This window comes from Allorhizobium sonneratiae (genome assembly GCF_023700755.1).
In the GTDB taxonomy this organism is placed as follows: domain Bacteria; phylum Pseudomonadota; class Alphaproteobacteria; order Rhizobiales; family Rhizobiaceae; genus Allorhizobium; species Allorhizobium sonneratiae.
This window is the reverse complement of record NZ_JAMKOJ010000002.1, coordinates 1-13,205: the sequence shown is the minus strand read 5'-3', so window position 1 is coordinate 13,205 and position 13,205 is coordinate 1. Positions and strand designations below refer to the sequence as shown.

Genomic DNA, 13,205 nt, shown 5'->3' with positions numbered 1-13,205 from the left:
GCACGGCGCTGTAGGGAAACGAACAGGGTCAATCCGCATCAATAAGCATGGTTTTGCCGGAACGGCTTCAGCTTTGCAAGGAGCGGGTCGATCCTGCGGCAACATACCACTCCGGTTGCCGGACGCGGATGGCGAGGGCAGCCCGTTCGGCTTCAGCGAGAGACGGATAAAGACCGAAACAGGTTGCTCCCGAACCGGACATGCGGGCAAGCTCTGCCCCGCTGGTCTGAAGCTCCTTTAGCACCTCGGCAATGGCCGGGCAGACAAGGCGCGCCGGGGCCTCGAGATCATTGGCGAGATTGCGCAGATAGCAAAGCCAGTCTGCCGGATGGCTGCTTTGAGGGACTGCGGCGAGGGCAGGGCTGTCGCGCCGTTGAAGATGGCGGAACACCAGCGGGGTAGAGACGGCCTCCAGCGGATTGACCAGCACCATGGCAAAGACCGGCATGGTGGGGAGAGGGCTTAGGGCCTCGCCAATGCCCTCAGCCCGCAGCGGCAGACTCTTCAGGCACATCGGAACGTCGGCGCCAAGGCTGATGCCCAGCGCCTCAAGGGCTTCATCGTCGAGGCCGCCGCCCCAAAGTTGCTCCAGCACCCTGAGCGTTGCCGCCGCATCGGCGGAACCGCCGCCGATCCCGGAGGCAACCGGCAGGTTTTTCTCAAGCGTAAGATGCACAGGGGGGGCCAGAAGCCCGTTGGCAAGTCGAAGCGCGCGCAACTTGTCCCGCGCACGGCAGACGAGATTGTCTGTTTCGGCCTCCTGGCGCAGCACCGAGGAAAAGCGCCCCTCCAGTGTCAGCCTGTCGCACTCGCTCAGCGAACCGGAAAGCACATCCCCCGTCTCAAAAAACGTGACCAGCGTGTCGAGCAGATGATAACCATCCGCGCGACGCCCGGTCACATGCAGGGCGAGGTTGATTTTCGCCGCTGCCGTCTGGTGAATATCCCCTGCCATGGCGATCTGTCGATCAGGGATTGCTCTTGCCGGGATCAGATGGTGGCACGTTCGGTTTTGCCGGTGTTTGCGCAGGCGCCATTGCGGGTTTTTCCGGGGCCGGTTTCGCGTCAGGCTTTGCTGGTTCAGGCGCGCCGTCCTGCTTTCCGGGATCGGCCGCCGGGGGGGTATCGGGCTTGCTCTTGTCACCTGCAGCCGGTTTTGCGGCCTCCGGGGTGGCTGGCGCCGGTTGCGATGCGGGTTTGGCGGTCTCAGGCGGTGTTGCCTGCGCCGTGCCTGTGCCGTCTGGCAGATCGGGCAGGCCCTTTTCCAGCTTTTCCTTCAGCTGGGCCTCAAGATCGGGCTCCGGCTTGAAGGCAAGCGCCTGGTTCCACTGATAGGTAGCTTCCAGTTTGCGGCCCACCCGCCAGTAAGCATCGCCCAGATGGTCATTGATCGTGGCGTCGCCTGCCTTGAGCTGAACGGCACGCTCCAGCTCATCGACGGCCTTGGCATAATCACCCATGCGATAATAGGCCCAGCCGAGCGAATCGACGATGTAACCATCATCCGGCTTCAGCTCGACGGCCTTCTGGATCATCTCAAGGCCTTCCTTGAGATTACGGTTCATATCCACCCAGGAATAGCCGAGATAATTCAGCACCTGCGGCTGGTTCGGGTTCATTTCCAGCGCCTTGCGGAAATTCGGCTCGGCCTTGTCCCATTCCTTCAATCGTTCATAGGCGATGCCGCGCTGGAAAAACACCGGCCACTGGCTCTTGTCCGGCGCGGGGCCCAGGACCTCGACGGCCTTGTCGTAATTTTCCGCCATGAGCTTGTACTCCTTGGCGTCGGAGAGCACGCTGCCATAGGCGAGATAGCTGCGGATATCCTGCGGGTCGGAGGCAACGAGCGCCTTCAGATGCGCCTTGGCCTCTTCCGTCTTGCCGTCCTCTGCCAAGGCCAGACCCAGTTGCAGCTCCGAGGCGCGCAACATCGGCGAATCGCTGGGAACCGCCTTGTAATAGTCGATGGCCTCTTCGGTCTGCTTGTTGGCCTCGGCGATATTGCCGAGCATGATCAGGGTATCGGCAGCATTTGGCTGCAATCCGCGCGATAGCTGAAGGTAAAGCGCCACCGTGTCCTGAGCGCCGGGACGGTTGAGCGCCCCGCCAATGGAAAACAGCACGGAGGCTGCGCCGTCTTGGGCATTCTGCACCACAAGTTTCGGCAGGTCGCCCTTTTCGATGCGCTCGCGCATGGCCTTGAACGGGGCGTAATTGTTGATCGCCTGATCGCCGGCAGCCAGCGTGTCGAGTGCCTTCTGCTTGTCGCCCGCCTCGGCGCTGACAGTGGCAAGCGCGATGACGGCACGGATGAAGGTATCGGGCGCGGTGGCACTGCCTTCCCGGTCGGTGATGACATTGGAGAGATAAGACTGCGCACGGCTTTTATCGCCAAGAACGGCAGCCATGACGCCCGCATTGTAATTCTTGAAGATGGCAAACCAGCCCGGCCCCTTCAGCCGGTCAATATCGGTAAGCGCCTCGCGGCCATGGCCCGCACCCATCTTGGCCCAAGCGCTGATCAGCGCATAGGTCAACCGGTCGAGATCGTTCGGCCCCTTATAGGCCAGAATACGCTCTGCGCTGCGATAGCGGTGGTGGCGGATGGCATCCAGCCCGCGGGCAATGATGGTGATGCGGTCGATCGCCTTGTCGTGGCGCAATTCCTCGGCATATTTGACACCTTCGTCAAAATTACCGCCCATGAACAGCGCCAGCATCAGGCTTTCGCGCAGTTCCAGATCACGCGGCTGAAACCGCAGGGCCTTTTCGTAAAGGCTGACGGCGGAGTTGAAATCACGGTCGATATTGGCGGCGCGTGCGGCAAGATAAGCGCCTGAAAAGGTATCAACATCATCGACATCGAAACTGTCAGCGACCGGTTTCGTCACCGTCTGCGTTGCAAAGGCGGGTGTGGTAATCAGCCCGGCGCCAAGGGAGGCCACCACCAGGAGCGCCGTACCCGACAGGATGCGTTTGGCAAGAAACTGCCGCATGAACATGCCTTTCAACCCGTTTGCCCGGTTTTGAGCGGGCCTTTATCTCATTCACACAGTCGCTCCGATGCGCCTCAAACGCCTCAGGGATACTGCAACACTTTGATCCTCATGCCTGTCTGGCGCAATCTTGATCGATTGCGCCAGACAGGCATGGGGTTGCCGACATCACGATCGGCATCTGACACGTGTGCACTGACGCATTCACGTCGTTCATGCTTGCGTGCGATTGCATTTTCTGATGCAGCGATTGATTCAAACTCGGCTTAAGCCTCCGTTTGGATCGCTGCACGCGTCAGACCCGTCCACCGGTCTGCAGCCATTGCGGCATCCCGGTCAATACTACAATAAAATGGTCCACATTCGTCCAAACGCAAACCCCAAAATTCATGCTGCCGTTCATTCAGCCCTTTTCCAACACAAGCCAGTCTTTTTCCAAAACAAGAATGTGTGAAACCTGTCATTCATGCGTTCTCGGCGTCTGCCAGCCGGCACGATGGCTGCAATTCTGATGGCAATACAATGGCTTTTTTGCGGGAGCCTGTCAGCATGGGCGAAAAAGCCAGTGTTTTTCCATCTGCAGCATAAACTCTTGAATCAGATGTGAGGTCAGGAGGAGAGCGTGAGCAGAGCGGCTCAGTTGACCCGCTCGATGCAGAAGTCGATCACATCCATCAGCGCCGATTTCCATGGGCTGTCCGGCACGGTGGCCAGCGCATCGCGGGCGACATCGCCATAATGAATGGCGCGGGCCACGGTATCGCTCAGCCCGTTATGACGGGTTATCAGGCCCATGGCCTTTTCCAGATTGGCGTCATCGGTCTTGCCGCCTTCGATGGCCTCGCGCCAGAAGCCGCGCTCGGCCTCACTGCCGCGCCGGTAAGCGAGAATGACGGGCAGGGTGATCTTGCCTTCGCGGAAATCGTCACCGGTATTCTTGCCCAGCTCCGCAGATTTGCCGCCGTAATCGAGCGCGTCATCGACAAGCTGGAAGGCAAGACCCAAATTCATCCCATAGGATTTCAGCGCATTGCGCATCGCCTTGTCGGTTCCGGCCACGATCGGCCCCACTTCGGCGGCGGCGGCAAAAAGGGCTGCCGTCTTGGCGCGGATCACCGCCTGATAATCGTCCTCGGTGGTTTCCATGTTTTTGGCGACGGAAAGCTGCAACACCTCGCCCTCGGCAATCACGGCAGCGGCGGAGGCCAGAACATCAAGCGCGTCGAGCGAACCAACCTCGACCATCATCTTGAAGGACTGGCCGAGCAGGAAGTCGCCGACCAGGACGCTGGCCTGATTGCCCCAGATGGTGCGGGCGGTGGATTTGCCACGGCGCAGATCGCTTTCATCAACAACATCATCATGCAGCAGCGTGGCGGTGTGCATGAATTCGACGCTGGTGGCGAGCTTGATATGGCCTTCGCCCTCATAGCCGAACATGGCGGCAGAGGCGAGGGTGAGCATGGGACGAAGCCTCTTGCCGCCCGATGAAATCAGGTGATTGGCCACTTCCGGGATCATTTCGACATCGGAGCCGGCTTTCGACAGGATCAGCTGGTTCACCCGCTCCATGTCGGCTTTCGTCAGATCCACCAGCGGTTTCACCGATGCCTGTTTGCTGTTTTTATCACCAAGCGGTACGACTGCGCCCAAAATACAGGACTCCTGTTTCTCAAACTCATGGCTGGTCTATGCATCACATCGAAACTGCTACAGTGTCTTGTCAGCGTTTCACAAAATCCGAAGCGCTGCCGTGCACATATCAAGCCTGTAGGCCGGAAGCGGGTATTTTCCCGTCCAGCCATGGTTGAACCATAAAAACCCGATGGCCGCGCGGCAAGTGCCGAATTACCCTATCCCGCAATTTGATGGACCGAATCACCTTATGCATGAAATTTTACGTACCAATGATGCCGTTTTGCTGTCCTTTGCCGCAAGCCTGATGAAGGATGCCGGCATTGGCTGTTTCATTGCCGACCAGTCGATGAGTATTTTCGAAGGCTCGCTCGGTCTTTTACCCCGGCGGCTGATGGTCGATGGTGAGCGGGTTGCCCAGGCACGGCGGATCATGATCGATGCCGGGCTCGGAGCGGAACTGCGCGAGGACAAGCCGTGAGCTCATCGCCTGCTGCGGACAATCCGGCGGATGAAACCATCGATGCCTTTCATCGCGGTGCATTCCATCTGGTCCAGCCGAAAGGGCGCGGCCATCGCGCGGGCATGGATGCCATGCTTCTGGCGGCGCTGGTGGTCGGCGAGGGGCCTTTGTCTGTCGCGGATCTGGGCGCTGGTGCGGGGGCTGCCGGTCTGGCCGTTGCCGCAAGATTGCCCGCGGCAGAGGTGACGCTGGTCGAACGTTCCGCCGCCATGCTGGATTATGCCCGTAAAACCCTGGCGCTTGTCGACAATGCCGCTTTTGCCCCGCGCATCCGGCTTGTGGCGGCGGATGTGATGCTGAGCGGAAAGGCACGGCGCGATGCAGGGCTGTTCGAGGATGTCTTCGACCATGTGGTCATGAACCCGCCCTTCAATGACGGGCGCGACCGCCTGACCCCCGACGCCCTGAAGGCGGAGGCCCACGCGATGGACGAGGACGTGTTCGAGCGCTGGATCAGGACGGCGGGCGCGATCATGAAGCCCGGCGGTCAGCTTTCCCTGATCGCCCGGCCCGAATCGGTGGCCGAGATCATCGCCGCCTGCGGCAGACGCTTTGGCGGCATCGAGATCACCCTTCTTCACCCGCGTGCCGGTGAAAATGCCACGCGCCTGCTGCTCACCGCGATCAAGGGATCGAAAGCGCGTCTGTGTTTTCGGGCGCCGCTTATCATGCATGGGCCGGAAGGCCATGCTTTCCTGCCCGAAGTGGACGATCTCAACAATGGCCGCACGGGCTATGCACGACTGGCACGGCGGGCAAAATAAGACCCGCCCCATTGTGTTTTTACCGTCTGCGCTTACATCTCGGTGAACAACATGAAGAAAGAGGCTTTTGCGCGCATGGCTGGGTTTTTGAAGCGGTTGGTTCCGAAGAAATTCCGCAAGGAGGAACTGGTCATTCCGGTGGTGCTGTTGCATGGCGCGATCATGAGCGGCGGCAGCCGCCTGCGTCCGGCGCTCAATCTGGCCGCTGTCGGGCCGCTTCTCGAAAAGGCCTTTAAATATAAGGACAGCCCCGCCGTGGCGCTTTCCGTCAATTCGCCCGGCGGCTCGCCGGTTCAATCGCGGATGATCTATCAACGCATCCGATCCCTTGCCGAGGAGCATAACAAGACCGTTCTCGTCTTCGTCGAGGATGTGGCCGCCTCCGGCGGTTATATGATCGCCATTGCCGGTGACGAGATCATCGCCGACCCGACCTCCATCGTCGGCTCGATTGGCGTAGTCTCCGGTGGTTTCGGCTTTCCCGATCTGTTGAAAAAGCTCGGCGTCGAGCGCCGCGTTTATACGGCAGGGGAAAACAAGGTGATGCTTGATCCGTTCCAGCCGGAAAAACAGAGCGACATCGAGTATCTGAAGACGCTGCAGCTCGATATTCACGCGGTTTTTATCGACATGGTGAAAGAGCGGCGCGGTATCCGGCTGCATGACGAGCCGTCGCTGTTTTCCGGCCTGTTCTGGACCGGGCGCAAAGCCTATGAACTGGGCCTGATCGACGGGCTGGGCAGCCTGCGCGAGGTGATCCGCGCCCGCTATGGCAAGAAGGCGAAGCTGGAGCTGGTGTCGGCGAAATCCGGGCTGTTTTCCCGCCGTCTTCCCGGCATTGATGCGGCGCTCGGCAAGGCCGATCCCTTCGCGAGCGCCGGGGCAGGGCTTGCCGAAGCGGTGGAAGAACGGGCATTATGGTCGCGATTTGGGCTGTAAGGCGGCCCCCACGCGTCCACAATGGTAAAACGGCATGTCACGCATACTCTTCTATCTGATCCTGATTGGCATTGCCGTCTGGTATTATCGCAAATGGACGACCCCGAAGGGCCGCAGCCCCTCCGGCACGTCCTCCGGATCGTCCCGCACACCGGCTCGCGATGAGGTGACCACGCTCGTCAAGGACCCGAAAACCGGGGAATACCGGGTGGCCCGTGACGACGAGAAGCCTTGACCCTCACGCATCGCCATGGCACGAGACACCTTATATTACCAACACATGCTCGGATTGCTGTCATGACTGCTGCCACACCCGCCCCCCACATGGACCCGAAACGCTCGTTTCAGGCGCTGATCCTGACGCTGCACGCTTACTGGGCCGACAAGGGTTGTGCCGTGCTGCAACCTTATGACATGGAAGTGGGGGCCGGTACCTTCCATCCGGCGACCACGCTGAGGGCGCTGGGGCCAAAGCCATGGAAGGCGGCCTATGTGCAGCCCTCGCGTCGCCCCTCGGACGGGCGTTACGGCGAAAATCCCAACCGTCTGCAGCATTACTATCAGTATCAGGTCATCCTGAAGCCCAATCCCTCGAACCTGCAAGAGCTTTATCTCGGTTCGCTGAAGGCGATCGGCCTCGATCCGCTGCTGCATGACATCCGCTTTGTCGAGGACGACTGGGAAAGCCCGACGCTGGGCGCCTGGGGCCTTGGCTGGGAATGCTGGTGCGACGGCATGGAAGTGTCCCAGTTTACCTATTTTCAGCAGGTTTGCGGCATTGAATGCTCGCCGGTTGCGGGCGAGCTGACCTATGGTCTGGAGCGTCTTGCCATGTATGTGCAGGGTGTGGACAATGTCTATGACCTGAATTTCAATGGTCGCGAAGGCGAGGAAAAGATCTCCTACGGCGATGTCTTCCTGCAGGCCGAGCAGGAATATTCCCGGCATAATTTCGAATTCGCCAATACCGAGATGTTGCACCGGCATTTCATCGATGCCGAAAAGGAATGTCAGGCGCTGCTGGCGGCGGGCGCTCCGGGCGAAAGCGACAATCAGCGTCTGCATAAATGCGTTTTCCCCGCCTATGACCAGTGCATCAAGGCCTCTCATGTCTTCAACCTGCTCGATGCGCGTGGCGTGATTTCGGTCACGGAACGGCAGAGCTATATCTTGCGGGTGCGCACACTGGCCAAGGCCTGCGGCGAGGCCTTCCTGCTCACCGATGCGGGCGGCGCCCGGCTTCAACCGGCGGCCTGAGATGTGACGGGGGAAGAGGGCGTGCAGCTGGAAGCCCTGCTCGGCAAAATGGTCTGGTATCGCCGGGGCTTTCTTGTCGCGGCGGCTCTGACTCTTCTGTTTTATACGATTCTCATCCCCTTTTATCTTTATTCGGCCTGGGTCCAGTATGTGGTGGTCAAAACCGGGGCGACGGCAATGACGGCCATCAATGGCCGGTTGATTGCCATCGTTATGCTCTGGGCGCCGCCGATTGAGGATATTCTCATCCTGCTGCGGCTTCTGGCGCTGGTGTTCTGGCTCTCATGGCTGTGGTCTGCGGCGCGCTTTGCCTGGACGCTCGAGCCGGAAAAGCGGCTGCATTTCTATCCCGTCGCCACGCTTATCCTGTGGTTTGTGCCGGTGATCAATGTCATCGCCATGCCGCTGGCGTTGAATGATATTGCCAGAACCGTAATGCGCGAGCCGCAGCCTGCCTCTGACGCCGCCCCGCTGACAATGCCCGGGAAGGCGGATATGCTCTGGCTGTCCGGTGCCATCGGCCTGCTGCATGGCGCCAGCGATGCCCTGTTTTTCTATCTGGCAAAGGTGCCGATCAGCGATTTTCAGGACCCGTTGAAAGGGCTGAACCTCACCCATGCCGCCGCCGGGATCGGTGTGGTAACGCTTTTGATGCTGCTGGCCATGGATGCCTATATCCGCAAGCTGACGCTGGCGCAGGAAATCCGGCTGGCGCGCCGCCATCTGTCCGGCGAGTGACTGTAAAAATGCTTTCCCATTGCATCCTGTCGTCTGGCGCGCTACCGACAGAGCCTATTGTCGTTCCCCGCTGATCTGGAACCTTGCCATGACTGCTGCCATGCCTCTTGAAAAGCTGACCCTTCTTCCGCCCGCCCATGCGCTCATCGGTCAGATCAGTCCGCCCGGCTCCAAATCGATCACCAACCGGGCGCTGCTCTTGGCGGGACTGGCCAGAGGAAAAAGCCGTTTGACTGGCGCGCTGAAAAGCGACGACACCCGCTATATGGCCGAGGCGCTCCGCGCCATGGGGGTAACAGTGGAGGAGCCGGATGCCACCACCTTCGTCGTCACCGGTACGGGCGAATGGAACGAGCCGTCGCAGCCGCTTTTTCTCGGCAATGCCGGCACGGCCACCCGCTTCCTGACGGCGGCGGTGGCGCTGCAAAAGGGTCGCTTCACCGTCGATGGCGATGAGCATATGCGCAAGCGGCCGATCCTGCCGCTGGTCGAGGCGCTGCAATCGCTGGGCGTTGCCATTGCCGCGCCGAGCGGCTGCCCGCCTGTTGCCATCGAAGCCAAAGGCGGGTTCAGCAAGAGCCGGGTGGTGATCGATGCCGGTCTCTCCAGTCAATATGTCTCGGCCCTGCTGATGGCCGCGCCGCTTGCCGGGCAACCCTTCGAGATCGCGCTTGCTGGCAGCGAAATCGGCGCGCGCGGCTATATCGATCTGACGCTTGCGGCCATGCGTGCTTTCGGCGCGAAGGTGGAAGAGGTCAGCCCCTCGCTCTGGCGGGTGGAGCCCACCGGTTACACCGCAAGCGATTTCCATATCGAGCCGGATGCCTCGGCGGCCACCTATCTCTGGGCGGCAGAGGTGCTGACGGGCGGAAAGATCGATCTCGGCACGCAGGCTGCGGCCTTTACCCAGCCCGATGCCAAGGCCTATGACGTCATTTCCGCCTTTCCGCAGATGCCCGCTGACATCGACGGGTCGCAGATGCAGGATGCCATTCCAACCCTTGCCGTGCTGGCCGCCTTCAACGAAACGCCGGTGCGTTTCACCGGCATTGCCAATCTGCGCGTCAAGGAATGTGACCGTATCCGCGCCCTTTCCACCGGGCTCAATGCCATCCGTCCCGGTCTGGCGCGGGAGGAGGGCGACGACCTGATCGTTGCCGCCGATCCCTCGCTGGCCGGTGAAACCCATCCCGCCGAAATCGACACTTTTGCCGATCACCGCATCGCCATGAGCTTTGCCCTCGCGGGGCTGAAAATCTCCGGCATCACCATTCTCGATCCCGGCTGTGTGGCCAAGACCTATCCCGGCTACTGGGATGCGCTGGCGTCTCTAGGCGTTGATTATTCAGATTGAATTTCTCCAATGCTTCCCTTAGTTGATTTGGGGTAGCTATGGGGGCAATCATGGGTATTTCAACGGAACAACAAATCCTGATAGAGCAGCGCGTCACCAATGAGGCAAAGTCCATTGGTGCAAGCTATCTGCTCTGGTTTTTTGTCGGTTATCTTGGCGGACATCGCTTCTACCTGGGCCAAAAGGGGACGGCCATTGCAATGCTTTTGCTGACAATTGTTGGGGCTGTTACATCCTTTATTGGGGTCGGAATGGTATTGCTTGTGATCGTCGGCATCTGGGCGCTTGTGGACGCCTTTCTCATTCCGGGCATGGTCGCCGAGCATAAAAACAAGGTGCGCAACGAGCTCTTGCAGCAGGCGTTGATCGCACAGGCCTGATCTGCATGAGCAAAAGCGTGTTCACACGCATTTTGACATCACTGCATGGGTGACTTTTGTCGTGGGGCTTGCTAAGTCCCCGACATTGTCAAAACAAGCCGTAAAGTCAGTCCCATGCCCGATCTTCTGCTTGAACTCCGCTCCGAAGAAATACCTGCCCGCATGCAGCGCAAGGCGGCGGGTGATCTGAAAAAGCTTGTCACCGATGCGCTGGTCGAGGCGGGTCTGACCTATGAAGGGGCACGGGAATATTGGACGCCGCGCCGGCTGACGCTTGATATTCGTGGTCTCACGGCCCGCTCTGCCGATATCCGGGAAGAAAAGAAAGGACCGAGCGTCAAGGCGCCGCAGGCGGCTATTGACGGGTTTCTGCGGGGCGCCGGTCTTGCCTCCATCGATCAGGCCGAGGTGAGAAGCGACCCGAAAAAGGGTGATTTCTATGTGGCGATGCTCGACAAGCCGGGCCGTGCGGCAGAAGAGATCATTGCCGATGTCATGCCCGGCATCATCCGCTCGTTCCCCTGGCCCAAATCCATGCGCTCGGGTTCTGCCTCCATGCCGAAGGGCATGCGCTATGGCGGCATCGACGGGCGCGGTTCGGAAAGCCTGCGCTGGGTGCGGCCGCTGCAATCGATCGTCTGCACTTTCGGCCCGGAACATGACGAGGTGGCGGTCATTGCCTTTGAGGTGGATGGCATCGTTGCCGGCAATGTCACCTATGGCCACCGCTTCCATGCGCCCGACGCCATCACCGTCAAGCGGTTCGACGATTATGTATCGAGCCTTGAAAAGGCAAAGGTGATCCTCGACGCCGAACGGCGCAAGGATATCATCCTGCACGACGCCCGCGACGTCGCCTTCGCCAACGGTCTCGAACTGGTGGAAGACGAGGGCCTTTTGGAAGAGGTCTCCGGTCTGGTCGAATATCCGCAGGTGCTGCTCGGCACGTTTGAGGCGGATTATCTGGCGATCCCGGCGGAAATCATCCGGTTGACCATCAAGACCAACCAGAAATGTTTTGTCTGTCGTCCGGTGGGCGAGACGGAAAAACTCTCCAACCATTTCATCCTGATTTCCAACATCGCCGCCCATGACGGCGGTAAGGAGATCATGCATGGCAATGGCAAGGTGGTCAGGGCGCGGCTCTCCGATGCGTTGCATTTCTGGAAGCGCGACCAGGGCAATCTGCCGGATCTGGAAACGCTGGAAGCTTCGGCTGCCAAATTCGACCTTGACCTGAAAAAGCCGCTCGATCAGCGCATGGCCAAGCTCGATGCGCTGAACGTGACCTTCCATGCCAAGCTGGGCACGCAGGGCGAACGGGTCTTGCGGATCAAGGAACTGGCCAAGGTTTTGGCTCCGATTGTCGGGGCAGACGCGGCGCTGGTGGACCGTGCCGTGGTGCTGGCCAAGGCCGATCTGCGCACCGAAGCCGTGGGTGAATTCCCGGAGCTTCAAGGCGTGATGGGCCGCAAATACGCGGCTCTGCAAGGCGAAGCGGACAACGTCGCCGCCGCCATTGAGGATCATTACAAGCCGCAAGGCCCTTCCGACCGCCTGCCGGAAGACAAGGTGGCGATCACCGTGGCGCTGGCCGACAAGCTGGATACGCTCACCGGCTTCTGGGCGATTGACGAGAAGCCGACCGGTTCGAAAGACCCGTTTGCGCTGCGCCGTGCGGCTCTGGGTGTGGTGCGGATTTTGCTGGAGAAGGGGATCAGGCTGCCGCTTTTGACGGTGACGAAGGATGTCGATCTCCTCACCTTCTTCCACGACCGCCTGAAAGTCTATCTGCGCGATCAGGGTGCGCGCCATGACATCATTGATGCCGTGCTGACGCCGGACGCCGACGATCTGCTCATGGTCGCCCGCCGCGCCGAAGCCTTGACCGCCTTCATCACCTCGGAAGACGGCAAGAACCTGCTGGCCGGCACGAGGCGCGCCACCCAGCTTCTCGCCGCGGAAGAGAAGAAGGGCACGGTGGTGGCTGATGGCATTTCGGCAGAGTTGCTGAGGCTCGATGCGGAAAAGGCGTTGTTTGCGGCGGTCACCGAGGCCACCAAGGCAGCAGGTGAGGCCGTGGCCAAGGAAGATTTCCGCTCTGCCATGCAGGCGCTCTCCACGCTTCGCGCACCGGTCGATCGATTCTTTGAAGACGTGCTGGTCAATGACGACGATGCGGCGATCCGCGCCAATCGTCTGGCGCTGTTGAAGGCCATTCGCGAGGCAACCGGCACGGTGGCGGATTTCTCCAGGATCAGCGGATAAGCCGCCGCCCTAACATATCGTCATCCTCGGGCTTGACCCGAGGATCTGCCGTGGCCGGATAAGAAAATGACATTTTCGGTGCAATAACCTGGTGACATGCCCGGCAAAAGGTCGGGCATGTCGCATAACTGGCTGCGGACATTTTATCCCGCCCTTGCCAAGGCTTGCCGTCCGTCCCGAGCGGTGCCGGAAACTTTGAACCCCCGGATCAGGCCGAGCAGGTCGCCTGTGTCATTGGCCAGCACTTCGGCAGAGGCGGTGGTTTCCTCGGCCATGGCGGCATTCTGCTGGGTGGCGGTATCGAGCTGGTTCAGCGCCGTGGCAATCGAGCGGATGGTGGTGTCCTGTTCG

Annotated in this window: 11 protein-coding genes and 2 pseudogenes; 9 read left to right on the top strand and 4 right to left on the bottom strand. The window is 60.2% G+C overall.

The genetic code is table 11. From position 1 onward, the window contains the following. Window positions 1–67: 67 nt before the first annotated feature. The 3 genes and pseudogenes from NAC44_RS03010 to NAC44_RS03000 form a co-directional block, all read right to left on the bottom strand. Window positions 68–955 (bottom strand): 4-(cytidine 5'-diphospho)-2-C-methyl-D-erythritol kinase, encoded by an 888-nt coding sequence (locus NAC44_RS03010; protein ID WP_250937666.1) that lies wholly within the window; start codon window positions 953–955, stop codon window positions 68–70. 211 nt (window positions 956–1,166) lie between these two features. Then, window positions 1,167–2,996 (bottom strand): annotated as a pseudogene (locus NAC44_RS03005) (tetratricopeptide repeat protein); the annotation flags it as partial. A 636-nt stretch (window positions 2,997–3,632) separates the two neighbouring features. Then, window positions 3,633–4,649, bottom strand: coding sequence for a polyprenyl synthetase family protein (locus tag NAC44_RS03000; protein WP_250937662.1), 1,017 nt, complete (start codon window positions 4,647–4,649; stop codon window positions 3,633–3,635). 232 nt (window positions 4,650–4,881) lie between these two features. On the opposite strand from NAC44_RS03000, the gene NAC44_RS02995 reads away from it, so the two are divergent. From NAC44_RS02995 to glyS, 9 genes are all read left to right on the top strand, one after another. Then, on the top strand, window positions 4,882–5,112 hold the full coding sequence (locus NAC44_RS02995; RefSeq protein ID WP_250937660.1) for a putative signal transducing protein: 231 nt from the start codon (window positions 4,882–4,884) through the stop codon (window positions 5,110–5,112). Then, a complete protein-coding gene (locus NAC44_RS02990; protein ID WP_250937659.1) occupies window positions 5,109–5,918 on the top strand; it encodes a tRNA1(Val) (adenine(37)-N6)-methyltransferase in 810 nt (269 codons plus the stop codon). Before NAC44_RS02995 ends, NAC44_RS02990 begins: the two co-directional genes overlap by 4 nt. A gap of 75 nt (window positions 5,919–5,993) precedes the next feature. Next, window positions 5,994–6,857 carry a S49 family peptidase gene (locus tag NAC44_RS02985; RefSeq protein WP_250937657.1) on the top strand — a complete coding sequence of 288 codons (864 nt, stop codon included), beginning with the start codon at window positions 5,994–5,996 and terminating at the stop codon, window positions 6,855–6,857. A gap of 34 nt (window positions 6,858–6,891) precedes the next feature. Beyond that, on the top strand, window positions 6,892–7,092 hold the full coding sequence (locus tag NAC44_RS02980) for a hypothetical protein (protein WP_250937656.1): 201 nt from the start codon (window positions 6,892–6,894) through the stop codon (window positions 7,090–7,092). A 62-nt stretch (window positions 7,093–7,154) separates the two neighbouring features. Further along, entirely contained in the window at window positions 7,155–8,114 is a 960-nt protein-coding gene (locus NAC44_RS02975) for a glycine--tRNA ligase subunit alpha (protein ID WP_250937655.1), read from the top strand. 3 nt (window positions 8,115–8,117) lie between these two features. After that, window positions 8,118–8,852, top strand: coding sequence for a hypothetical protein (locus NAC44_RS02970; protein WP_250937654.1), 735 nt, complete (start codon window positions 8,118–8,120; stop codon window positions 8,850–8,852). A gap of 88 nt (window positions 8,853–8,940) precedes the next feature. Beyond that, on the top strand, window positions 8,941–10,206 hold the full coding sequence (locus NAC44_RS02965) for a 3-phosphoshikimate 1-carboxyvinyltransferase (protein WP_420839857.1): 1,266 nt from the start codon (window positions 8,941–8,943) through the stop codon (window positions 10,204–10,206). 50 nt (window positions 10,207–10,256) lie between these two features. Next, the gene (locus NAC44_RS02960; protein ID WP_250937653.1) at window positions 10,257–10,586 is read left to right on the top strand and encodes a TM2 domain-containing protein; all 330 of its coding nucleotides are present in this window, start codon (window positions 10,257–10,259) and stop codon (window positions 10,584–10,586) included. 114 nt (window positions 10,587–10,700) lie between these two features. Continuing rightward, the gene (gene glyS / locus NAC44_RS02955; RefSeq protein ID WP_250937651.1) at window positions 10,701–12,854 is read left to right on the top strand and encodes a glycine--tRNA ligase subunit beta; all 2,154 of its coding nucleotides are present in this window, start codon (window positions 10,701–10,703) and stop codon (window positions 12,852–12,854) included. Window positions 12,855–12,997: 143 nt separating this feature from the next. Here the strand turns inward: glyS and NAC44_RS02950 are convergent. Further along, window positions 12,998–13,205 (bottom strand): annotated as a pseudogene (locus NAC44_RS02950) (methyl-accepting chemotaxis protein); the annotation flags it as partial.